Genomic DNA, 23349 nt, shown 5'->3' with positions numbered 1-23349 from the left:
GATTTGGAGTGGTTATGGGTGATCGGCACGACTATGTGGCCCTCGAGTGGGTCAAAGGCGAGATTGCCGAAACGCTGAAAGTGGCTCATCAAGCGATCGAAACCCTGCTTGATGATCCCCAGGCGACGCACGCCCTGAGCGATTGCCTGGCGTGCATCCATCAGGTCCACGGCAGTTTGCAGATGGTCGAATTCTACGGCGCGGCCCTGCTCGCCGAAGAAATGGAACACCTGGCCACCGCCTTGCAGCAAGACCGCATCAACCATCGCGACGAGGCGCTTCATCTGCTGTTGCAAGCCCTCGGGCAACTGCCGATCTACCTCGACCGGGTGCAAGGCGCGCGCCGTGACCTGCCCTTGGTGGTGCTGCCGCTGATCAACGATTTACGCAGTGCCCGGGGCGAAAGCCTGTTGTCGGAAACCAGCCTGTTCAGCCCGCAATTGCTCGACCTGCCGGTGTTGGACGAAGAATCGCTGGCCCTGCTGGAACCGGCGGATTTTGCCAATGTGCTGCGCAAGTTGCGGCAGATGCTGCAAATGGCGTTGGTCGGGTTGCTGCGCGAGCAGGATGACGAGACTAACCTTGGTTATCTGACCAAGGTTTTTTCACGCCTGGAAGGACTGTGCGGCAACGCGCCTTTGAGCCCGTTGTGGCAAGTCGCCTCGGCGCTGGTCGAAGGCATGCGCGGCGGCTCGATTGCCAACAGCCCGGCGCTGCGCAGCCTGTTCAAGGACGCCGACAAAGAACTCAAGCGCTTGCTCGAACAGGGCATACGCGGCATCAATCAGCCGGCGCCGCCGGAGTTGCTCAAGAGTTTGCTGTTCTACATTGCCAAGGCCGAACATCCCACCGGGCAGATGCTGACCATGAAAGATCGTTACTCACTGGACGACGCGCTGCCTGACAGCGCAATGGTCGACGAAGAACGCGCCCGCCTGGCCGGACCGGACCGTGACGCCATGCGCTCGGTGCTGGCCGCGCTGTGTGAAGAGCTGGTGCGGGTCAAGGAACGCCTGGACCTGTTTGTGCGCAGCGACCGCCAGCACACCTCGGACCTCGAAACCCTGCTGGCGCCGTTGCGGCAAATCGCCGACACCCTGGCGGTGTTGGGTTTCGGCCAGCCGCGCAAAGTCATCATCGATCAACTGGCGGTGGTGCTGAGCCTCGCCCAAGGCCAGCGCGAACCCAACGACGCCATTCTCATGGACGTTGCCGGGGCCTTGCTCTACGTCGAAGCGACGCTGGCCGGCATGGTCGGCACCGTAGAGCCGGAGAGCCAGGAAGAAAGCCACCTGCCGACCACCGATCTGACGCAGATCCATCAGATCGTGATCAAGGAAGCGCGCATCTGCCTGCAACAGGCCAAGGACATGATCGTCGACTACATCGACGCCGACTGGGATCGCCAGCATTTGCAGGCCTTGCCGGCGTTGCTGACCCAGGTACGCGGTGCGCTGTCGATGATTCCGTTGGGTCGTGCGGCGAGCCTGATCGAAGCCTGCAACCACTTCATTCGCGAGCATCTGCTGCTGGACCCGGGCCAGCCCGGCTGGCAGGAACTGGACAGCCTGGCCGACGTCATCACCAGCATCGAGTATTACCTGGAGCGTCTCAGCGACGACCCCGAGGCACCCGGTGAACAACTGCTCGACGTGGCGGAAAAGAGCCTGGCGTCCCTTGGGTTTTTCCCCAGTGAACAACAGGTGCCGATGCTTGAGGATGTGCTGAGCCCGAGTGAAGCCCAAGTGATGCAGGACCTGCAAGAACTCGATGACCCCGATACCGTGCAGTCGCTGGCCGATGTCCTGGCCAGCCCGGTGTCTTCGGTCAATCCGCCGGCGCTGACCATCCCGGGCAGCCTGCTGCCACCGCCCGCCGGCGAAGAACCGGTGGACGAAGAGCTGCGGGAAGTCTTCCTCGAAGAAACCGATGAAGTCCTGGAAATCCTCCGGGAGTACTTGCCGCGCTGGACGGCCAACCCGGACGATAACGCCGCGTTGAGTGAATTGCGCCGGGCTTTCCACACCTTGAAAGGCAGTGGCCGGATGGTCCGTGCGCTGGTGCTGGGCGAGCTGGCGTGGGCGCTGGAAAACCTGCTCAACCGCGTGCTGGAGCGCAGCGTTGCGCCTGGGGCGGCAGTGCAACAATTGCTCCTCGATACACTGGAGCTGCTGCCGCAACTGGTGGCCGAGTTTGCCGCCAATGCCCAGCGCCAGAACAATCAGGTCGACCAACTGGCCGCTCGCGCCCATGCCCTCGCCAAGGGCGATACGCCCGCCAGCGATGAGGACACCCAGGACGTCGCGGCCCTCGATCCGCTGTTGCTGGAGATCTTCCGCAAGGAAGCCGAGACCCATCTCGCCAGCCTCAACCGTTTCCTCGATCAAGCCGCCGAGCACGTGCCGCTGCAAGCCAGTGACGAGTTGCAGCGGGCGTTGCATACCTTGAAGGGCAGCGCCTCGATGGCCGGCGTATTGCCGATCGCCGAGCTGGCGACGCCGCTGGATCAACTGGCCCGCGAATACAAAGCGCACCTGATCGCCCTCGACCTCGACGAAGTCGAACTGCTGCTGGAAGCCGAAGGTCTGTTCCGTCTCGGGCTGCGGCAACTCAAGACTGATCCGCTGGCCGAAATACCGGATGCCGATTTACTGATCGAGCGCACCAAGGCGCTGCTCGCTGAGCGTCTGGATGCGCTGTTGAAAGCGCCGAACACCGCGCTGCGAATCAAGCGTGATCCGCAACTGATCAACAACTTCCTGGCCCAGGGCATGGACATCCTGCTGGATGCCGAAAGCCTGTTGCAGCGCTGGCAGCAGCACCCCGGCGAGCGCCAGGAACTCAGCGCGTTGCTGGACGAATTGACCACCTTGGGCGAAGGCGCGCACCTCGCCGATCTGCATCCGGTGGATGAATTGTGCGAAGCGTTGCTCGACCTGTACGGCGCGGTGGAAGAGAGCAGCCTGGCGGTCAGCGACCGGTTTTTCCACGAGGCGCAAAGTGCCCATGAAGCGCTGATCAACATGCTCGACGAACTGGCCGCCGGCCAGGAAGTCAGCCCGCAACCGGAACGCATCCGTGCCTTGCGCGGCCTGCTCGATGAAAGCCTTGATCCATCGTCCATGGGCCTGATCCGCAGCGATGGCAGCCGCACCCTGAGCATCCGCGAACTGGGCAGCGCCACCGCAGAACTGGAACAGACCGCGACTCAGGTCGAGCTGGACGATGAGATCGTTTCGATCTTTCTCGAAGAAGCGGTGGATATTCTCGAGAGTGCTGGCCAGGCCTTGCAGCGCTGGCTGAACGACCCGGACAACGCCGCGCCGCTGTCGTCCTTGCAGCGGGACTTGCATACTCTCAAGGGCGGCGCGCGGATGGCCGAGGTCGAGCCGGTCGGCGACCTGGCCCATGAATTGGAAAGTCTTTACGAAGGCCTGGTGGACCACCGTTACAGCTACAGCGAAACCCTTGCGCAGTTGCTGCAACAGAGCCATGACCGGCTCGCGGTGTTGCTCGAACAGCTGAAAAACCAGCACACCCTGGGTGCCCCGAGCGAGCTGATCGAGGCGATTCGCGAGTTCCGTCAAGGCAATGCCAACACCGCCGAAGTGGCGGAACCTGCGCCGGCCAATGACTCGCCGGGGCATGACCCCGAGCTGCTGGAGATCTTCCTTGAGGAAGGTTTCGACATCATCGAAAACTCCGGCGCGGCGCTGGTGCGCTGGCAAGCCGAACCGTCGAACCGTCAGGAAGTGGAAACCCTGCTGCGCGACCTGCACACGCTCAAGGGTGGTGCGCGGATGGTGGAAATTGCCCCCATCGGCGACCTCGCCCATGAGCTGGAATTTCTCTACGAAGGTCTGTCCGCTGGCGTGCTGCAACCGACCCCGGCGCTGTTCGCCCTGCTGCAAAGCAGTCATGACCGACTGGCGCAAATGCTCGACGCCGCCCGCGCCGGCCAGCCCTTGCCGCCGGCTGATCGGTTGATCGACGCGATCAAGAACTTCAGCCATCCCGCTGTTCTTGATACGCCGGTGATCGTGCCCGCCACGCCGAAACCCGACGCCCCGGTGGCGCAAGCCGAAGTGGGCGTCGACATGGTCAAGGTCTCGGCAGAACTGCTCGACGATCTGGTCAACCTGGCCGGTGAAACCTCGATCTTCCGTGGCCGTATCGAGCAACAGGTCAACGATGCGCGGGTGGCCCTGAGCGAGATGGAAACCACCATCGAGCGGATGCGCGATCAGTTGCGACGGCTCGACACCGAAACCCAGGGACGGATTCTCAGCCGCCAGCAAGTCGAAGCGGAACGTCTGGGCTACGAGGAGTTTGATCCGCTGGAAATGGACCGTCACTCGCAGTTGCAGCAGTTGTCGCGGGCGCTGTTCGAATCCGCCTCCGACCTGCTCGACCTCAAGGAAACCCTCGATCGACGCAATCAGGATGCGGAAAACCTGCTGCAACAGCAGGGCCGCATCAACACCGAATTGCAGGAAGGCCTGATGCGCACGCGCATGGTGCCGTTCGAGCGCATGCTGCCGCGCTTGAGGCGCATCGTCCGCCAGGTCTCCAGTGAACTGGGTAAAGACGTTGAGTTCGTGGTCGGCAACGCCGAAGGCGAGATGGATCGCAACGTGCTTGAGCGCATGGCGGCGCCGCTGGAACACATGCTGCGCAACGCCGTGGACCACGGCCTGGAGTCGGCCGAGGTGCGTATTGCGGCCGGCAAACCGGCCCAGGGACGAATCACTCTCGACCTGTCCCGCGAGGGCGGCGACATGATTTTCGACATCCGCGACGACGGCGCAGGCGTGCCGCTGGACGCGGTGCGGCGCAAGGCGATCAAGCGCGGCTTGCTGGCCCCGGACGCCGAGGTCAGCGACCGCGATGTGCTGCAATTCATCCTGCAACCGGGGTTCTCCACCGCTGAGAAAATCACTCAGATTTCCGGGCGTGGCGTGGGCATGGACGTGGTTCACGAAGAAGTCCGGCAGCTCGGTGGCACCATGGTCATCGACTCGACACCGGGGCAGGGCGTGCACTTTCGGATTCGCCTCCCGTTCACCGTGTCGGTCAACCGCGCGCTGATGGTGCAGTGTCTGGAGGATCAATACGCGATCCCGCTGAACACCATCGACGGCATCGTTCGCGTGCTGCCCAACGAGCTCGAAGGGCATTACCGGCTCGATCCGCCGACCTATGAATACGCCGGGCAGCGTTATGAACTGTGTTATCTGGGCGAGCTGCTGAAAACCAGCACCCGCCCGAAACTGTTGGGCCAGAGTCTGCCGCTGCCGGTCTTGCTGGTGCAATGCAACGAGCGGCACATCGCCGTGCAGGTGGATTCCACGGCCGGCACGCGGGAGATCGTGGTCAAAAGCCTCGGCCCGCAATTTGCGTCGGTGCAGGGGTTATCCGGGGCGACGATTCTGGGCGATGGCCGGGTGGTGCTGATTCTCGATTTGCTGGCGCCGATCCGCGCCATGCAGGCCCGAGTGCCGCAACAGTCGGCAACACAGGACGTTGAGGTCGAGCCGCATAAACCGCTGCTGGTGCTGGTGGTCGACGATTCGGTCACCGTGCGCAAGGTCACCAGCCGCCTGCTCGAACGTCACGGCATGAACGTGCTGACTGCCAAGGATGGGGTCGACGCCATGCTGCTGCTCGAAGAACATATGCCCGACGTTATGCTGCTCGACATCGAAATGCCGCGCATGGACGGCTTCGAAGTGGCGACCCAGGTGCGCAGCGACGAACGTTTGCAGCATTTACCGATCATCATGATCACCTCCCGCACCGGCCAGAAACACCGCGACCGCGCCATGGCCATCGGCGTCAACGACTACCTCGGCAAGCCGTACCAGGAATCGGTGCTGCTCGACAGCATCGCGTTGTGGAGCAAAACCCATGCTTGAGCATCGCACCAGCAATCTCACCGGCCTGCTGCTGCCCCTGGCTGACCGCAACCTGATTCTGCCCAACGTGGCGGTGGCGGAGTTGATTGACTATCAACCGGGGGCGTTCGATCTGGACACACCGCCGTGGTACCTGGGGTTGGTGACGTGGCGGGACCGGCAGATTCCGTTGCTGAGTTTCGAGTCGGCGTGCGGCAATAAAACCGTCATCGGCGAGCGCGCGCGCATCGTGATTCTCAATGCCCTCGGTGGGCGGCCGGAGCTGAAGTTCATTGCGCTGTTGGTGCAGGGGATTCCGCGGTCGTACAAGCTCGACAGTCAGTTGAGTTACGTCGATGTGCCGTTGTGTCCGCTGGAGCAGGCGGCGGTGCAGGTGGGGGAGCAAGTGGCGAAGGTGCCTGATTTGCTGGCGCTGGAGGAGTTGTTGGTGAGTGCCGGGCTAGTCTGACCCGTATCCTGTGGCGAGGGAGCTTGCTCCCGCTGGGTTGCGAAGCAGCCCCAAAATCTCCGGCGAACCGATTATTTAGCGACTGCTGCGCAGCCGAACGGGAGCAAGCTCCCTCGCCACAGGGGGTGTGCACTAGACTTTGGCGCGCATCTGCATCTGCAACGCCTCGTTATGATCCAGCGCCCGCTCCACCAACAACTGCACCCCATCGGCCATTCGACTGAGCGCCAAGGCTACCGACCGGCGCGAACCTTCAACATCGTCCGCCAGATCGGCCGCAATGGCGCTGATCGACAGCAAGTCTTCGGAGGCGTTGGCCAAAAGGGCTTCGGTGTCGATGTCGGGGGAGACGGTGAAGAGAGGGTGTTTGCGGCGTTTGGCCGGTTTTTCGTGAGCGGGAGGGAAGTAATGGGCGAAGGCGCGGTCGGCGGCTTCCTTGAGTTTTTCGGCTTCGAGGACTGCCTCGGGATCGGTGTCGGTTTCCGGGGGATTGGGAGTGGCTTTGAACATTGTGAATCTCCGTCAGGGGTTGAGGCTGACCCATTCGGTTTCCACGCGAATAGGTGGCAGCTGTACGCGGCTGGAAACCCGGGGTAACGGAGAAACCCGGCAGACGGTTAAGTCTCCCGCGCACAGCCGCCATAACGGAGTGCACACAATAAAGGTGCGCAAGCATACGTTATGAAGGACGCTTTTGCGCCCCGTCACTTATGGGGTTTCCAGCCCCTATCGCTGATTTGGCAGCGACTCACAAACGATAAAGCTCAGCGCAAAACCCCACCAGTCAGCGGCTTCCGGCATTGCTGTAGGTGGCGACGTCACGCCGTGTAGCCTCCCACCCTTGCAGCGGACAAACTTTTAAACACAAATCTCCAATCGACCGGCAAAAGTTGAAGATTCCCAAAAAGGGACCTATCGTTCCCTTTTTGGGACTCATCGGTTGCCACTGTGAAAAACCTTTCCCTCAGCGAAGCCTTGTTCACGACCACTCAGCAAAAAGTGCTGGGCTTGTTGTTCGGCAAACCCGATCGAAGTTTTTACGCCAACGAAATCGCCCGCTGGGCTCAAGTGGGTAAAGGCAGCCTCATGCGAGAGCTGGATCGGTTGCAACAGGCAGGCGTGTTGACCCTGAGCCGCCAAGGCAACCAGACCCACTATCAGGCCAATCCGCAGTGCCCGATTTATGCTGAGCTGTTGGGCATCGCCCGCAAGACTTTTGGCATTGCCGAGCCTCTGCGTCAGGCGCTTCAACCCTTTGCCGAACAGATCACCTGGGCATTTGTGTACGGTTCAATCGCCAAGGATTCGGCAAACGCATCCAGTGACATTGATCTCATGCTGATCGGTGAAGGCCTGCACTACAGTGAAGTGATGGAGCGGCTTATGCCTCTGGAGGAGCAATTAGGCCGCGTCCTTAATCCGACGCTCTACACCCCCGAAGACTGGGCCGCAAAACTGGCGGCTGAAAACAGCTTCGTCGTGCGGGTAGCGCAGCAGGACAAGATCAACCTGATGGGGGAAAACCCTTTGGAGTCCAAGGATGGGCAGCAACGAGAATCTGGAAAACCTGTTACGTAGCGGTGGGCTGAAAGCCATTCGTGTGCAGCAGCAGATGGCTGGGCTGTAATTATTACTCGTTGAAAACTGCGGTGATCGTTCTGGCCTCTTCGCGAGCAGGCTCGCTCCCACATTGAAATGCGCTCTCCTGTGGGAGCGAGCCTGCTCGCGATGGCGTCGGCGTGGTCAACCATTACCCTGACCGTAACGATCCGTCTCTGTGCTTGATTGATGCTCCCCACCCAACCCTCCTAAGGTGACTCCCACGACAGCGAACCCGTGGAGTGGTCATGACAACAACAATATCCCCCGACTCGCGATGGACGCGGCGGCGCAGCGAAAAGCAGCGGCGTCTGGCGTTGGTCAAGCATCTTGCCGACGGTGTGGTCCTGCCCACCGACAACATCGTCGCGGCACTGGAAGCTCTGATCCTGCCCGGCGACCGCGTGGTGCTGGAAGGCAATAACCAGAAGCAGGCGGATTTCCTGTCTCGCTCCCTGGCCAAGGCCGATCCCGCTAAGTTGCATGACTTGCACATGATCATGCCCAGCGTCGGCCGCTCCGAGCACCTGGACCTGTTTGAGCGCGGCATCGCCCGCAAGCTCGACTTCTCCTTCGCCGGCACCCAGAGCCTGCGCATCAGCCAATTGCTGGAAGACGGCCTGCTGGAAATCGGTGCGATCCACACCTACATCGAGCTCTATGCGCGGCTGGTGGTCGACCTGATTCCCAACGTCGTGCTCTCGGCCGGTTTCATGGCCGACCGCGCTGGCAACATCTACACCGGCCCGAGCACCGAAGACACCCCCGCCTTGATCGAGCCGGCCGCCTTCAGCGACGGCATTGTCATCGTCCAGGTCAACCAACTGGTGGACGATGTCAGCGACCTGCCACGCGTCGACATTCCCGCGTCCTGGGTCGATTTCGTGGTGGTGGCGGACAAGCCGTTCTACATCGAACCGCTGTTCACCCGCGACCCACGGCACATCAAACCTGTGCACGTGCTGATGGCGATGATGGCGATCCGTGGGATCTACGAAAAACACAACGTTCAGTCGCTGAACCACGGCATCGGTTTCAACACCGCCGCCATCGAATTGATCCTGCCGACCTACGGCGAATCCCTAGGCCTGAAGGGCAAGATCTGCCGCAACTGGACGCTCAATCCGCACCCGACGCTGATCCCGGCGATTGAAAGCGGCTGGGTCGAAAGCGTGCATTGCTTCGGCACTGAATTGGGCATGGAAAACTACATTGCTGCGCGGCCGGACGTGTTCTTCACCGGGCGCGACGGCTCTCTGCGATCCAATCGGATGTTCTGCCAACTCGCCGGGCAATACGCGGTGGACCTGTTCATCGGCGCAACCCTGCAAGTCGATGGCGACGGTCATTCTTCCACCGTGACCCGTGGGCGCCTGGCCGGTTTCGGCGGCGCGCCGAACATGGGCCACGACCCGCGCGGTCGCCGTCATAGCACGCCGGCCTGGCTCGACATGCGCCATGACGACGCGCCCGAAGCCTTGCTCGAACGCGGCAAAAAACTCGTGGTGCAAATGGTCGAGACCTTCCAGGAGGGCGGCAAACCGACCTTCGTCGAAACCCTCGATGCAATAGAAGTCGCGAAGAAAAGCGGCATGCCGCTGGCGCCGATCATGGTCTACGGCGACGACGTCACCCACCTGCTGACTGAAGAAGGCATCGCCTATTTGTACAAGGCCCGCTCCCTTGAAGAGCGCCAGGCGATGATCGCCGCCGTCGCCGGAGTGACCGCCATCGGCCTGCGCCACAACCCGAAAGACACCGCACGCATGCGCCGTGAAGGCTTGATCGCCTTGCCGGAAGACCTCGGCATCCGCCGCACCGACGCCACCCGCGAATTGCTCGCGGCCAAGAGCGTGGCTGATCTGGTCGAGTGGTCCGGTGGCCTCTACAACCCGCCCGCCAAGTTCAGGAGCTGGTAATGCACGCATTCAACCTGCAACCGAAAACGCTTTCCCTGGCTGAACGGCTGGCGGACCTGGCGGTGGACGCATTGATCGACGAAGCGGACCTGTCGCCGAAACCGGCGTTGGTCGACCGTCGTGGCAATGGCGCTCATACCGATTTGCACCTCGGGCTGATGCACGCCTCGGCGCTCTCGCTGTGGCCTGCATTCAAGGAAATGGCGCAAGCGGCCATTGAATCTGGCGAAGTTGGTGTGCCGCTGCGTGAAGCCGTTGGACGGATCGGTCGGGAAGGGGAGCAAGCGATGCTCGCCACGACGGCTGGCGTGAACACCCATCGCGGGGCGATCTGGGCCTTGGGTCTTTTGGTCACCGCCTGCGCGCTTGAGCCTGAATCCAGTGCCGCAGGCCCGATTGCTTTGCGTGCTGCCCGACTCGCGTTAATCGACGACCGTTACGCACCACGTCCACTCAGCCATGGCGCCCAGGTTGCCCAACGCTACGGCGCTCGCGGTGCCCGTGAAGAAGCCCAACTCGGCTTTCCTTCGGTTCTGCAACGCGCACTGCCACAACTCAAACGCAGCCGCGCCTTGGGCCATGGCGAGCAGAACGCCCGGCTCGACGCCTTACTCGCAATCATGACGAACCTGGCCGACACCTGCGTGCTCTACCGCGCCGGCGAACACGGCCTGCAAACCATGCAGCTTGGTGCCCAAGCGGTACTCGATGCGGGCGGCAGTGCCAGCCTCGCCGGTCGCCGCCGTCTGCACGAATTAGACGAACAATTAATCGCATTGAATGCGTCGCCCGGCGGTGCCGCGGATTTGCTCGCCGCCTGCCTGTTTATCGACCGCATCGAGTCGGGAGCTTTCTGATGGAAACCTTATCCTTTGAATTCCCCGCCGGGCAGCCGCCACGGGGCCGCACGCTGGTGGGCTGTGTCGGTTCGGGCGATCTGGAAGTGCTGATCGAACCGGGTCAGACCGGCAAACTAACGATCAAAGTACAGACCTCGGTCAATGGCGCGGAGCAACGCTGGCAGCACCTGTTTGCACGGATGTTCGACGGCCAGACACCGCCAGCGATGGCCATTGATATCCACGATTTCGGCGCTACCCCCGGCGTGGTGCGCTTGCGTCTGGAACAAGGCTTTGAGGAGATCGGTCATGACTGACAGTAAAGAACTCCTACACAAGCACAGCTTCGTCGAACTCGGCGCCCGGCAAAGGGCGAAAGCCTTGCTCGACCCTGGCACCTTCCGCGAATTGCTCGACCCGTTTCAACGCGTCATGTCGCCGTGGCTGTCGCGCCAGGGCGTGGTGTCGCAAGCCGATGACGGCGTGGTGATCGCCAAGGGCAGCATCGGTGGATTGCCGGTGGTGATCGCCGCCATCGAAGGTGCATTTCAGGGCGGCAGCCTCGGTGAGGTCGGCGGGGCGAAGATTGCCGGTGCGCTGGAACTCGCCGCCGAAGACAACCGCAATGGCGTTCCCACTCGCGCCGTGCTGCTGCTGGAAACCGGCGGCGTGCGTTTGCAGGAAGCCAATCTTGGGCTGGCGGCAATTGCCGATATTCATGCGGCGATTGTCGACCTGCGTCAGTACCAGCCGGTTATCGGTGTGGTCGCCGGCAGCGTGGGTTGCTTTGGCGGGATGTCGATTGCCGCCGGGTTGTGCAGCTATTTGCTGGTGACTCAGGAAGCGCGGCTTGGCCTCAACGGTCCGCAAGTGATCGAACAGGAAGCCGGGCTTGAGGAATACGACTCCCGCGACCGTCCTTTTATCTGGAGCCTGACCGGTGGCGAGCAGCGTTTTGCCAGCGGTTTGGTGGACCGTTATGTTGCCGACGACGTGGCGCAGATTCAGCAGCAGGTCGGTGAGTTACTCAAGCAAGGTTTGCCGGAACAGCAACGCAGCCGTCAGGCCGATCTGTTCCTGCAGCGGCTGGCCCGTCTGGACGCCGAACCGCAAATCGAGCCGTCAGTGGTTCGCGATCTGTATCAAGGAGAGCACTCATGAGTTCGTATTCCCTGAGAGGTTTGAACTGGTTCAACGCCTTGAGGGCGGGCGCGAAACCGGTCGAAGGTTTGCCCGCTTCGTTGAAGGTCGCCGACGGTGTATTGGGTGATCAGTCTGTACGGTTTATCGCGGTGGTGGCTGATCCCGACAACCGTTTCGTCCGCGCCCGCAATGGCGAGGTCGGTCTGCTGGAAGGTTGGGGCCTGGCCAAGGCGGTGGATGACGTCATCGCAGAAGACACGGATAAACCGCACAAACGCGCCTTGGTCGCCGTCGTCGATGTGCCGAGCCAGGCTTACGGTCGGCGCGAAGAAGCGCTCGGCATTCATCAGGCCCTGGCGGGTGCGGCAGACAGCTATGCCCGCGCCCGGTTAGCCGGTCATGCGGTGATTGGCTTGCTGGTGGGCAAGGCGATGTCCGGGGCGTTTCTGGCCCATGGGTATCAGGCCAATCGCTTGATTGCCTTGCGTGATCCGGGCGTGATGGTCCATGCGATGGGCAAGGCATCGGCAGCGCGGGTGACGTTGCGCAGCGTCGAAGAACTCGAAGCCCTGGCTTCCAGTGTGCCTCCGATGGCTTATGACATCGACAGCTATGCGAGTCTGGGATTGCTTTGGGAAACCTTGTCGGTAGAGCAGATCGAGCAGCCGACAGCGGCGGATCTGGCGCGGGTGACTGAATGCCTGAACCTTGCCATTGGCGATGTCGCCACCAGCGGACGTGATCTGAGCAGCCGCTTGGGCGCGACCAACCGTGCGGCATCAAGCACCGTTCGCCAATTGCTGAGAGCGCAGTGGTGAATACGTTTCTGGCCCACGACCTGCTTTGGGGGATGACCCCGGAGCAGCTGCCGGTGGACGCGCCTGCATGGGCGATCGAGTCGGTCAGCGCAGGTCAGCCGGTGGTGGTTCGGCGTGCGTTGAGTGCGCCGAATCACGTCGCGGTCGGGGTGCGTGGGCGGTTGCGTGAGCAGCGGTTTGCAACGGTGATGTCGATCGCTGCGATTGCTCGTCGCGTCAGACCGGAAGACCTTTGTCATGCCTTGATCGAGCGGGATTTGCCAGCAGTACGCGCCCTCAATGATTTGCGGCCGATGCTCGATGACTTCGGTTGGGCGTGGGGCGTCAGCGGCAGCGCCGGGTTTGAATTGGCCAGCGGTGTTCAGGCGTTGCACGAGGGCAGTGATCTCGACTTGATCCTGCGCACCCCGCAACCGTTGGATCGATTGAAAGCGCAGGCGCTGGTGAAGATTCTGGACACGGCTGCGTGCCAGGTAGACATGCAGTTGCAGACGCCTTTCGGCGCCGTCGCCCTGCGCGAATGGGCTGGTGCTGCCCGCCGGGTTTTGCTGAAAAACGCCCGTGAAGCCTGCCTGGTGATTGATCCGTGGGAGCAAGCAGCGTGAGCAGTTTGCTGGTGTTCCCAGGCCAGGGCGCGCAGCAACCGGGCATGCTCCACCGTTTGCCTCTCGAAACGGTGAATGAGGCCAGTGAAGTGCTGGGCGAAGACGTGTTGCGGCTGGATTGCGCCGAGGCGTTGAAATCGACAAGGGCCGTTCAGCTTTGCCTGTTGATTGCCGGCGTCGCGGCTTCACGCCAGTTATCAATGGCAGCGGATTACGTGGCGGGATTGTCCATCGGCGCCTACCCGGCAGCGGTGGTGGCGGGCGCCCTGAGCTTCAGTGATGCGCTGCATCTGGTCAGCCTGCGTGGTGAGCTGATGCAGCAGGCTTATCCTCAGGGCTACGGCATGACCGCGATCATCGGTCTGGATCTGGCGACAGTGGAAGAGTTGCTGGCGCAGGTTCACCGCGTCGATATGCCGGTTTACCTGGCCAATATCAATGCCGATAACCAAGTGGTCATTGCCGGCAGCGATGCGGCGATGAAAGCTGTCGCCGAACTGGCCCGAGGTCGCGGTGCAGGTCTGGCAAAACGACTGGCCGTCAGCGTGCCTTCCCATTGCCCGCTGCTGGAAGCTCCGGCGAAAACCTTGGCCGAAGCCTTCGCCAATGTGCAACTGAAAACACCGACATTGAGTTACCTGAGCGGCAGTCGCGCCCGGCCCGTCATCAACACCGAAGCCTTGCGCGATGACCTGGCTTTCAACATGTGCCGCGTGGTGGATTGGCGCGGCACGGTGCAAAGCGCTTACGAGCGTGGCGTACGTCTACAGATCGAACTGCCGCCCGGTGCGGTGCTGACCGGGCTGGCGCGCCGGGTGTTCGAGCAGGGCACCGTCATTGCCTTCGACGGTGCTCGCCTCGATACCTTGCAGGCGCTGTTGCGTGAGGAGGGAAGCCGCCAACCCTAGACCACCGACTCAAGCCTTCGAACAACAAAAACAACATTCGACGATGCACTTTGAGGACAACAACAATGATTATTTATGGTGTGGCGTTTCTCGCCTTTTGTACCCTGGTGGGTATTTTTGTCGGTGAACTGCTCGGCAAGCTGATTGGCGTACCGGCCAACGTTGGCGGTGTAGGTATTGCGATGCTGCTGTTGATCGGCCTCGGCAGTTACCTGAATAAAAGTGGTTGGTTCAAAGGCAAGACAGAGCAGGGCGTGGAGTTCTGGAGCGCAATTTATATCCCGATCGTCGTCGCCATGGCGGCGCAACAAAACGTCTATGGCGCACTCAAGGGTGGGCCGATGGCGATTCTGGCGGGGACGGCAGCGGTGGTTATCGCCTTTGCCTTGGTGCCGGTGCTGGTACGCATCGGCAACAAGGAACCCGCCTCTGTCATTCCTCCGAAGACGGTAGGGTGATCGCCATGTACGAATCGATGATGAAGGTAATTACCGGTTACGGCCTGATCAGTGGCTTTCTGATTGTCGGCGTGACCATGTGGGTGTCCTACTGGATTTCCAATACGTTCACTAAAGGCCGCTTGCACGGCTCGGCCATCGCCATTTTGCTCGGCCTGTTGTTGTCGTATGTCGGTGGTGCGTTGACCGGTGGCCAGAAAGGCGTGGTGGACATCCCGTTGCTGTCCGGGATCGGCCTGCTGGGCGGTGCCATGTTGCGCGATTTCGCCATTGTGGCCACGGCGTTTGGCGTCAGTGTCGATGAGCTCAAACGTGCCGGTTTTGTCGGAGTACTGGCGTTGTTCGTCGGCGTCGGGACGTCGTTTATTGCCGGTGTCGCCGTGGCCATGGCCTTCGGATACACCGATGCGGTCAGCCTGACCACCATTGGTGCCGGGGCTGTGACGTATATCGTCGGTCCGGTGACCGGGGCTGCCATCGGTGCCAGTTCCGAGGTCATGGCGCTGTCGATTGCCGCAGGGTTGATCAAAGCCATTCTGGTGATGGTCATGACGCCGATCGTGGCGCCGATGATTGGTCTGAACAACCCACGCAGTGCGGTGATCTTCGGGGGCTTGATGGGGACATCCAGCGGTGTGGCGGGCGGGTTGGCGGCCACGGATCCGAAACTGGTGCCTTATGGTTGCCTGACCGCCGCGTTCTACACGGCATTGGGCTGTTTACTCGGGCCTTCGTTACTGTTTCTGATCATGCGCGGATTAATGGGCTGATGCGCTAGAGGGTAAGCCACGCGCCCACAGGATCTGCGCAATGTCTGTAGGAGCGAGGCTTGCCCGCGAAGGGCGCGACAGGGTCTCAGGCCTGGCGATTGGCATACATCCGACACTCTGCCAACAACGCCAGCAGATTCGGATCGCGCTCCTTGGCTTTCAAAAACACCACGCCAATGTGCTGCTGCAACCGATACTTTTCCTGCAACGGAATCAGCTTCACACGGTTCTCATACACCGCCGCAATCCGCCCCGGCAGCAACGCATAACCCACCCCCGAGCTGACCATGCTCAGCAGGGTGAAGATGTCGTTGACCTGCATCGCCACCTTCGGCTCGAACCCCGCCTGCTTGAACACCCGGTTGCCGTCCTGATGCGTGGCAAACCCCTGAGTGAGTGTGATGAAGGTTTCGTCGCGCACTTCGGCCAGGTCGACTTCCGCCCGTTGGGCAAACTTCGAATCCGCTGGCGTGGCCAGGAAGATGTCATCGGAGAACAGTGGAATCTGCTCGCAGTCCGGGTCGTTGACGCTGTCGTCCAGGGACACCAGGATCGCGTCGACTTCCATGTTCTTGAGCTTGTACAGCAGGTCGAAATTCGAGCCGAGGATCAAATCGATGTTGAGCTCGCTGCGACGGATTTTCAGGCCCATGATCAGCTGCGGCACCGTCTTCACCGTCAGCGAATACAACGAGCCGAGCTTGAAACGTTCCGCCGAGAACCCGGCCGCTTCGCGGGTCAGACGCACGGTTTCGACCACGTCCTGAATCAGCTTCTGGGCGCGTTCTTCCAGCACATAAGCGCTTTCCAGCGGTGTCAGGTTGCGGCCTTCGTGCTTGAACAACGGGCAGCGCAAGGCGCTTTCCAGCGAGTGAATGGCGCGGTGCACGCTGACGTTGCTGGTCTGCAACTCGGCCGCGGCCCGGGCCAGGTTGCCGGTGCGCATGAAGGCGAGGAACACCTCGAGTTTTTTCAGGGTCAACTCTTCGTCGATCAGCATGGGCGTGACTCTTGGTCGAATGGCTCGATTGTGCACGTATGCGCGGATTTGTGATCTGAAACATTGCGCTTTTAAGCTCAAGGGCTGAGCCTTGCGCGATGTTGTAACGAATGTTGAGGTGGGCGACACATGTATCACGGGGAACGATTGAACGCCTGGACGCATTTGGTCGGGGCGGTGGCGGCGATGGTCGGGGTGGTGTGGATGCTGGTGATTGCCAGCATGGACGGCAGCCCGTGGAAGATTGTCAGCGTGGCGATTTACGGATTTACCTTGATGGTGCTTTACAGCGCATCGACCGTTTACCACAGCGTGCGCGGGCGCAAGAAAGCGATCATGCAGAAGGTCGATCACTTTTCGATCTACCTGCTGATTGCCGGCAGTTACACGCCATTCTGTCTTGTGACGCTACGCGGGCCGTGGGGCTGGACCTTGTTTGGAATTGTCTGGGGATTGGCGCTGATCGGCATCCTGCAAGAGATCAAACCGCGTTCGGAAGCGCGGATTCTGTCGATCGTGATCTACGCGGTGATGGGCTGGATCGTGCTGGTGGCGGTCAAGCCGCTACTGGCGGCGCTGGGCAGCACAGGTTTTGCCTGGCTGGCATCGGGCGGCGTGTTGTACACCGTGGGCATTGTCTTTTTTGCGCTGGACAGTCGTTTGCGTCATGCCCACGGGATCTGGCATCTGTTCGTGATCGCCGGGAGTCTGCTGCACTTCGTGGCGATTATGTTTTATGTCTTGTAGATCGCACCGCAGCTATATGAAAAACCTGTGGGAGCGAGCCTGCTCGCGAAAGCGCCAGGTCAGTCGACATCATCGCTGACTGATCCACCGCATTCGCGAGCAGGCATGCTCCCTCAGGAACACAGGCGATCCAGTTGCGCCTGCGCCCGTCGGCTGAACACCTGCAACAAGTCGCTCAAGGTATGGGGCGGCGGTTCGTCGGCGCGGGTGACCGCATACAACGTGATCGGTAACGCTGGCGCCAGAGGTCGAATCGCCGTGGTGGCGGGGGATGCGCCAAGCGCAGTAAACGGATCGATCACCGCCAACCCGGCACCGGATTCAACCATCGCCCGCGCCAGCGAATAGGTCTGCACGGCGATCCGAACCCGTGGTGGCGGCTCGACCGCCTCAAGGTAGCTGTCGAGCCTGGCCGCCAGCGGATCGGCGCTGGACAGGCCGATCAGCGGCGCGCCGGCCAGTTCGATCAAGGGTAATGGCTGGCCCAAGGCGTCGTCGGTCCAATAGCCCAACGGCGCCAGCGCCACCAACACCCCGCAGGCCAGGGGCTGCGCCTTCAGGCCCGGATGATCCGGCGGTTGCAAGGTCAGCGCGACATCCACTTCGCGCATCAACAAATTCTGCATCAACTCACGGCTGTGGGCGCTGGACAGCTCGCAGACAATGTCCGGGTAGCGTTGCGTCCACTCGTTGATGGCCGGCGGCAGCAGCGATAAGGCCAGCGCCGGGATCGCGCCGATCCTCACGCTGTGACCCGGCTCGCGGCGCAGGCTCTGGGCCAGACGTCGCACGCCTTGCAGGCTTTCGGTGACCTTGTCGACTTCGCGCTCAAGCTCCAGCGCTTCGGGCGTGGCCTGCAATTTACCGCGCACCCGCAGGAATAACGGGAAGCCCAGTTGCTGCTCGGCGTGTTGCAGCACTTTGCTCACCGCCGGCTGCGACACGTGCAGCAACTGCGCGGCGCCACTGACCGAACCGGTCTGGCGAATGGCCTGGAAAATCTCGATGTGTCGCAGTCGCATGGCAAGTCCATAACCTTTGTTTATGGGTCAGGCATCTTTATGCATTGTTCAAGGTCTGTCACCTGGTCCTAACCTGAAGCCTGTTTCAACAACGGTTAAGGACAGACATGGCTCAGCGGGTTTGCATCATCGGTGGCGGCGTCATCGGCCTGACGACGGCTTACGCACTGGTTCGCGACGGCATCGACGTGACGCTGATAGAGGCCCGGGATTCGCTGGGCAGCGAGACCAGTTTCGCCAACGGCGGCCAGTTGTCCTACCGTTACGTCGCGCCACTGGCCGATGCCGGCGTGCCGTTGCAGGCGCTTGGCTGGATGCTGCGCGGTGACTCGCCGCTGAAGTTGCGTCCGCGCCTGGACCCGGCGCAATGGCGCTGGATGGGGTCCTTCCTGGCGGCGTGCCGTCGTTCTGTGAATCAGCGCAACGGCGCGCACCTGCTGCGTCTGGCGCTACTGAGCCAGTCCACGCTGCAAGGCTGGCGGGACGAAGACCGTCTCGACGGCTTCGCTTGGCGGCGCAACGGCAAACTGGTGACGTTTCGTGAAGCCGCGAGTTTTGAGCATGCGCGCCATGGCCTGGCCGATCCGCAACAGCAGCACGTGCTGTCGCGTGCCGAATGCGCACAGTTGGAGCCTGCGCTTGCCGAGGCGCCGTTTGTGGGCGCGATTTATACGCCTGATGAAGAAGTCGCCGATTGCCATGCTTTCTGCCAGCAACTGCTGGCTCGGCTCCAGGCGTCGGGGCGTTGCGAGTTTTTGCTGGGACGCAAGGTCACCGGCATTCGCCACGCGGATGGCGCGGTGCAGGCTGTCGAAATGGGTTCACACGTGCTGCCGGTCGAGCAACTGGTGATCGCCGCCGGTCATCGCAGTCCGGCGCTGGCGCTGCCCGGCATGCACCTGCCGCTGTATCCGCTCAAGGGCTACAGCCTGACCTTGCCCGTGCGCACCGAACATCGCGCGCCGGAGCTGAGCATCACCGATTACAACCGCAAGATCGTTTATGCCCGCATCGGTGATCAACTGCGCGTGGCGGCAATGGTCGACATCGTCGGTTTCGACCCGGCGCTCGACCCCAAACGTCTGGCGCTGATCAAGCGCCAGGCGCAGGAAACCTTACCCAATGCCGCCGATTACACCGCCGCCATCGAATGGGCCGGCATGCGCCCGGCCACCCCCAGCGGCGTGCCGTTGATCGGGGCCACGGCGTACCGCAACCTGTGGCTCAACCTGGGCCATGGCGCCCTGGGTTTTACCCTGGCTTGCGGCAGCGCCCGGTTGCTCAGCGAGTTGATCGCCCGGCGCGCACCCTCGATTGAAATGCAGGGCCTCGCCCCCCGCGTCGCCTGACTTGAAAAGGAAAAACCGATGAGCATCAACCGTATCAACAGCAATAGCCGGCTCTCTGGCGCGGTGACCTTTGGCGATCTGGTGTTTCTCTCGGGACAGGTTCCGGGTGACAGCCTCGACGTCACCGGCCAAACCGCCGAGGTGCTGGCGAAGATCGATGCGTTGCTGGCCGAAGCTGACAGCGACAAGGATCATCTGCTCAACGCGACCATTTACCTGAACGACATTGGCCGCGATTTTGCCGCCATGAATGAGGTCTGGTCGCAGTGGCTGTCACCGGGCAAAGCGCCAACCCGCACTACTTTGCAGGCGCAACTGGCCCGTCCCGAGGTCCTGGTGGAAATCACCGTGATCGCAGCGCGCCGCTAATCGCTCAACCCACAACGGAGAATAACAATGCAAAAAATCACGTTGATCGGCTGCACCCTCGGTCTGCTGCTCGCCAGTCAGGTCCAGGCCAACGAAACGCCACTGACCGGTACGCTGAACAAGGTTGCCAATGCCAAGAGCATCACGCTGGGCTATCGCGACGCGTCGGTGCCGTTCTCCTACGTGGGTGATCACACGGGGCAGCCGATGGGCTATTCGGTGGACCTGGCGAGCAAGATTGTCGAGCGCATCAAGCAAAAGCTTGAACTGCCGGATCTGCAGGTGAAGTACAACCTGGTGACCTCGCAAACGCGCATTCCGCTGGTGCAGAACGGCACGGTCGACCTTGAGTGCGGCTCCACCGGCGTGACCGCCGAGCGCATGCAGCAAGTGGCGTTTTCCTACGGGTTTATCTACGTGAAGGGTCAGTTGCTCACGGCGAAGGACAGCGGCATCAAGAGTTTCGCTGACCTGCGCGGCAAGAACGTCGTGACCACCGCGGGCACAACGAATGAACGGTTTCTGAAGAGTTACAACGTCGATCACAAGATCGATATGTTCGTGATCAGCGCCAAGGACCATGGCGAGGCTTTCCAGATGCTGCAGTCGGGTCGGGCGGCGGCGTTCTATATGGACGACGCGCTGCTCTATGGTGAACGAGCGAAGGCCCGCGATCCGCATAAGTGGGTGGTGGTGGGTGAGGAGCAGTCGCGGGAAATCTACAGCTGCATGGTGCGCAAGGATGATCCGCAGTTCCTGGCACTGGTCAACTCCACGCTGGCCGACCTGTACAGCTCAGGGGAAATCAACGGCATCTACAACCGCTGGTTCCAACAGCCGATCCCGCCCAAAGGCTTGAACCTGGAATTCCCGATGACCAGCGAACTGAAAGCAATCATCGCCAAACCGGTGAGTGATCCGGTGCAGTAGTTGCGGACAGATCGTTCCCACGCGGAGCGCGGGAACGATCAGAACCTAGAAGTCGCCCCACAGTTGTTGCGCCACCGCTAATGCCACGACGGGTGCGGTTTCGGTGCGCAATACGCGAGGACCGAGGCGGGCGGCATGAAAACCGCCAGCCTTGGCCTGCTCGACTTCAGCATCGGACAACCCGCCCTCAGGCCCGATCAGAAACGCCAAGGTTGTCGGTTTGGCATGACTCACCAACGGCTCAGCCACCGGATGCAGCACCAGTTTCAACTCGGCCTCGGTCTGCTTCAACCAGTCCGCCAGCAACAGCGGCGGATGAATCACCGGCACCCTTGAACGCCCGCATTGCTCGCACGCGCTGATCGCCACCTGGCGCCAGTGCATCAGGCGTTTGTCGGCGCGTTCATCCTTCAGGCGGACTTCACAGCGGTCGCTGAAGATCGGGGTGATTTCGGTGACGCCCAGTTCAGTGGCTTTCTGAATCGCCCAATCCATGCGCTCGCCTCGGGACAAGCCCTGACCGAGGTGGATCTGCAAGGGCGACTCGATTTGCCCGGCGAAGCTTTCATCGATCTGCACGACGACGCGCTTCTTGCCGACCTCCACCAGCGTGGCCCGAAACTCATGGCCTGAGCCGTCGAACAATTGCAGCGCATCACCCTCGGCCATCCGCAGCACGCGGCTGATGTAATGGGCCTGGGCCTCGGGCAATTCGTGTTCGCCGGTGCTCAAGGGGGCGTCGATAAAGAAGCGGGACAGTCTCATCTTGGATCTCTGTAAAAGTCGAATATAGCAGCGTGCTCAATCAGCTTTTGTGGCGAGGGAGCTTGCTCCCGCTGGGTTGCGAAGCAGCCCCAAACCCGGCGACCGCGATTTGTCAGTTAAAACGCGCAAGCCGGAGTACGACTGCTTCGCAGCCGAGCGGGAGCTAGCTCCCTCGCCACAGGGTTTTTCGGTGACTCAGCCCGGATCGCGGAAGCCGGGGTGGAAGTCCTTCGGCACCGACACGCTGATGCCCTCACGGGTCGCGATGTCGATCCCTTCACTGGCCACTTCGGCCAGAAAATCGATCTGCTCCGGTGTAATCACATACGGCGGCAGGAAATACACCACGCTGCCCAACGGTCGAAGTAAAGCGCCGCGCTCCAGCGCGTGCTGGAACACCTTCAAACCGCGACGCTCTTGCCACGGATAAGCTTCTTTTGTTGCCTTGTCCTTGACCATCTCGATGGCCAGCACCATGCCGGTCTGGCGCACTTCCGAAACGTTCGGGTGATCGGCCAGGTGCGCGGTCGCGCTGGCCATGCGCTGCGCCAATGCCTTGTTGTTCTCGATGACGTTGTCTTCTTCGAAGATATCCAGCGTCGCCAAAGCCGCCGCGCACGCCAGCGGGTTGCCGGTGTAGCTGTGCGAATGCAGGAAGGCGCGCAGGGTCGGGTAGTCGTCGTAGAACGCGCTGTAGACATCCTCGGTCGTCACGCAGGCCGCCAGCGGCAGGTAGCCGCCGGTCAGGGCCTTGGACAGGCAGAGGAAGTCCGGGCGGATGCCGGCCTGTTCACAGGCGAACATCGTCCCGGTGCGGCCGAAGCCGACGGCGATTTCGTCGTGGATCAGGTGTACGCCATAGCGATCACAGGCTTCGCGCAGCAGTTTGAGGTACACCGGGTGATACATGCGCATGCCGCCGGCGCCCTGGATCAACGGCTCGACAATCACCGCCGCGACAGTGTCGTGGTTCTCGGCCAACGTCTGTTCCATGGCCGCGAACATGTTCCGCGAGTGTTCTTCCCAGCTCATGCCTTCGGGGCGCAAGTAGCAATCGGGGCTCGGCACCTTGATGGTGTCCAGCAGCAACGCCTTGTAGGTCTCGGTGAACAGCGGCACATCGCCCACCGACATCGCCGCCATGGTTTCGCCGTGGTAGCTGTTGGTCAGGGTGACAAAGCGCTTCTTGTTCGGCTGGCCGCGGTTGAGCCAGTAGTGAAAGCTCATTTTCAGCGCGACTTCGATGCAGGACGAACCGTTATCGGCGTAGAAGCACCGCGTCAGGCCTTCCGGCGTCATCTTCACCAGACGCTCCGACAGCTCGATCACCGGCTGATGGCTGAAACCGGCCAGAATCACGTGCTCCAGCTGATCGACCTGATCCTTGATGCGCTGGTTGATGCGCGGGTTGGCGTGGCCAAACACGTTGACCCACCAGGAACTGACGGCGTCGAGGTAGCGTTTGCCTTCGAAGTCTTCCAGCCATACGCCTTCACCGCGCTTGATCGGGATCAGTGGCAGCTGTTCGTGGTCTTTCATCTGGGTGCAGGGATGCCACAACACCGCAAGATCGCGTTGCATCCACTGATTATTCAGGCCCATGTTCAGTCTCCTCGAGGCGGCTCGCTGGTTTCGCGGGCAAACAATCGCGCAAGCCTATGCAATGCATCGCACGGGGACAACCCATTGTGTCGATTGAGCTACTTTGTATAGGTCGATAGACGTCGCTGGCGGCCTTTTGATGG

General features: G+C 61.5%; 21 protein-coding genes. 16 read left to right on the top strand and 5 right to left on the bottom strand.

Annotated elements, in window-relative coordinates; genetic code table 11:
• Window positions 1–14: 14 nt before the first annotated feature.
• Both JIO00_RS27655 and JIO00_RS27650 read left to right on the top strand, forming a co-directional pair.
• Entirely contained in the window at window positions 15–5915 is a 5901-nt protein-coding gene (locus JIO00_RS27655; protein ID WP_200667240.1) for an Hpt domain-containing protein, read from the top strand.
• Entirely contained in the window at window positions 5908–6363 is a 456-nt protein-coding gene (locus JIO00_RS27650) for a chemotaxis protein CheW (RefSeq protein ID WP_010466875.1), read from the top strand. The genes JIO00_RS27655 and JIO00_RS27650 overlap by 8 nt, the downstream gene beginning before the upstream one ends.
• A 132-nt stretch (window positions 6364–6495) precedes the next feature.
• Here the strand turns inward: JIO00_RS27650 and JIO00_RS27645 are convergent, their stop codons facing one another.
• A complete protein-coding gene (locus JIO00_RS27645) occupies window positions 6496–6873 on the bottom strand; it encodes a DUF6124 family protein (RefSeq protein ID WP_083375549.1) in 378 nt (125 codons plus the stop codon).
• 438 nt (window positions 6874–7311) lie between these two features.
• Between JIO00_RS27645 and JIO00_RS27640 the strand changes: the two genes are divergently transcribed.
• The 10 genes from JIO00_RS27640 to madM all read left to right on the top strand — a co-directional run bounded on the left by JIO00_RS27640 (window position 7312) and on the right by madM (window position 15422).
• Entirely contained in the window at window positions 7312–7941 is a 630-nt protein-coding gene (locus JIO00_RS27640; RefSeq protein ID WP_083375550.1) for a nucleotidyltransferase domain-containing protein, read from the top strand.
• A gap of 269 nt (window positions 7942–8210) precedes the next feature.
• Window positions 8211–9881 carry a malonate decarboxylase subunit alpha gene (gene mdcA / locus JIO00_RS27635; RefSeq protein WP_200667238.1) on the top strand — a complete coding sequence of 557 codons (1671 nt, stop codon included), beginning with the start codon at window positions 8211–8213 and terminating at the stop codon, window positions 9879–9881.
• Complete coding sequence (locus tag JIO00_RS27630; RefSeq protein WP_010466883.1) at window positions 9881–10738, top strand: triphosphoribosyl-dephospho-CoA synthase; 858 nt, start codon at window positions 9881–9883, stop codon at window positions 10736–10738. The genes mdcA and JIO00_RS27630 overlap by 1 nt, the downstream gene beginning before the upstream one ends.
• Entirely contained in the window at window positions 10738–11037 is a 300-nt protein-coding gene (locus JIO00_RS27625; RefSeq protein WP_154912939.1) for a malonate decarboxylase subunit delta, read from the top strand. The genes JIO00_RS27630 and JIO00_RS27625 overlap by 1 nt, the downstream gene beginning before the upstream one ends.
• On the top strand, window positions 11030–11881 hold the full coding sequence (locus tag JIO00_RS27620) for a biotin-independent malonate decarboxylase subunit beta (RefSeq protein ID WP_200667236.1): 852 nt from the start codon (window positions 11030–11032) through the stop codon (window positions 11879–11881). The genes JIO00_RS27625 and JIO00_RS27620 overlap by 8 nt, the downstream gene beginning before the upstream one ends.
• Entirely contained in the window at window positions 11878–12681 is an 804-nt protein-coding gene (mdcE, locus tag JIO00_RS27615) for a biotin-independent malonate decarboxylase subunit gamma (RefSeq protein WP_200667234.1), read from the top strand. Before JIO00_RS27620 ends, mdcE begins: the two co-directional genes overlap by 4 nt.
• Window positions 12675–13286: a malonate decarboxylase holo-ACP synthase gene (locus tag JIO00_RS27610; RefSeq protein ID WP_042932504.1), complete on the top strand. Its 612-nt coding sequence runs from the start codon at window positions 12675–12677 to the stop codon at window positions 13284–13286. Before mdcE ends, JIO00_RS27610 begins: the two co-directional genes overlap by 7 nt.
• A complete protein-coding gene (gene mdcH / locus JIO00_RS27605; protein WP_145306745.1) occupies window positions 13283–14194 on the top strand; it encodes a malonate decarboxylase subunit epsilon in 912 nt (303 codons plus the stop codon). Before JIO00_RS27610 ends, mdcH begins: the two co-directional genes overlap by 4 nt.
• Before the next feature lie 65 nt (window positions 14195–14259).
• On the top strand, window positions 14260–14652 hold the full coding sequence (gene madL, locus JIO00_RS27600) for a malonate transporter subunit MadL (RefSeq protein ID WP_010466888.1): 393 nt from the start codon (window positions 14260–14262) through the stop codon (window positions 14650–14652).
• Between the two features lie 5 nt (window positions 14653–14657).
• Entirely contained in the window at window positions 14658–15422 is a 765-nt protein-coding gene (madM, locus tag JIO00_RS27595) for a malonate transporter subunit MadM (protein ID WP_200667232.1), read from the top strand.
• 85 nt (window positions 15423–15507) lie between these two features.
• Here the strand turns inward: madM and JIO00_RS27590 are convergent, their stop codons facing one another.
• Window positions 15508–16422 carry a LysR family transcriptional regulator gene (locus tag JIO00_RS27590; protein WP_077747236.1) on the bottom strand — a complete coding sequence of 305 codons (915 nt, stop codon included), beginning with the start codon at window positions 16420–16422 and terminating at the stop codon, window positions 15508–15510.
• Between the two features lie 129 nt (window positions 16423–16551).
• Here JIO00_RS27590 and trhA point away from each other — a divergent pair, with 129 nt between their 5' ends.
• Window positions 16552–17169, top strand: a complete 618-nt coding sequence (trhA, locus tag JIO00_RS27585) for a PAQR family membrane homeostasis protein TrhA (RefSeq protein ID WP_010466891.1) — start codon at window positions 16552–16554, stop codon at window positions 17167–17169.
• A 113-nt stretch (window positions 17170–17282) separates the two neighbouring features.
• Here the strand turns inward: trhA and JIO00_RS27580 are convergent, their stop codons facing one another.
• Complete coding sequence (locus JIO00_RS27580) at window positions 17283–18191, bottom strand: LysR family transcriptional regulator (RefSeq protein ID WP_077747237.1); 909 nt, start codon at window positions 18189–18191, stop codon at window positions 17283–17285.
• A gap of 107 nt (window positions 18192–18298) precedes the next feature.
• Between JIO00_RS27580 and JIO00_RS27575 the strand changes: the two genes are divergently transcribed.
• The 3 genes from JIO00_RS27575 to JIO00_RS27565 are packed head-to-tail and all read left to right on the top strand — an operon-like array spanning window position 18299 to window position 20839.
• Window positions 18299–19540: a D-amino acid dehydrogenase gene (locus JIO00_RS27575; protein WP_077747238.1), complete on the top strand. Its 1242-nt coding sequence runs from the start codon at window positions 18299–18301 to the stop codon at window positions 19538–19540.
• A gap of 18 nt (window positions 19541–19558) precedes the next feature.
• On the top strand, window positions 19559–19909 hold the full coding sequence (locus JIO00_RS27570; protein ID WP_010466895.1) for a RidA family protein: 351 nt from the start codon (window positions 19559–19561) through the stop codon (window positions 19907–19909).
• 27 nt (window positions 19910–19936) lie between these two features.
• Window positions 19937–20839 (top strand): transporter substrate-binding domain-containing protein, encoded by a 903-nt coding sequence (locus JIO00_RS27565; protein ID WP_017341248.1) that lies wholly within the window; start codon window positions 19937–19939, stop codon window positions 20837–20839.
• Between the two features lie 45 nt (window positions 20840–20884).
• Here the strand turns inward: JIO00_RS27565 and JIO00_RS27560 are convergent, their stop codons facing one another.
• The gene (locus JIO00_RS27560) at window positions 20885–21604 is read right to left on the bottom strand and encodes a 16S rRNA (uracil(1498)-N(3))-methyltransferase (RefSeq protein WP_010466899.1); all 720 of its coding nucleotides are present in this window, start codon (window positions 21602–21604) and stop codon (window positions 20885–20887) included.
• 195 nt (window positions 21605–21799) lie between these two features.
• A complete protein-coding gene (locus JIO00_RS27555) occupies window positions 21800–23206 on the bottom strand; it encodes an adenosylmethionine--8-amino-7-oxononanoate transaminase (protein ID WP_077747239.1) in 1407 nt (468 codons plus the stop codon).
• Window positions 23207–23349: the final 143 nt, after the last annotated feature.

This window comes from Pseudomonas sp. SW-3 (genome assembly GCF_016615645.1).
GTDB classification, from domain to species: domain Bacteria; phylum Pseudomonadota; class Gammaproteobacteria; order Pseudomonadales; family Pseudomonadaceae; genus Aquipseudomonas; species Aquipseudomonas mandelii.
This window is presented reverse-complemented; position numbering and strand designations above follow the sequence as displayed.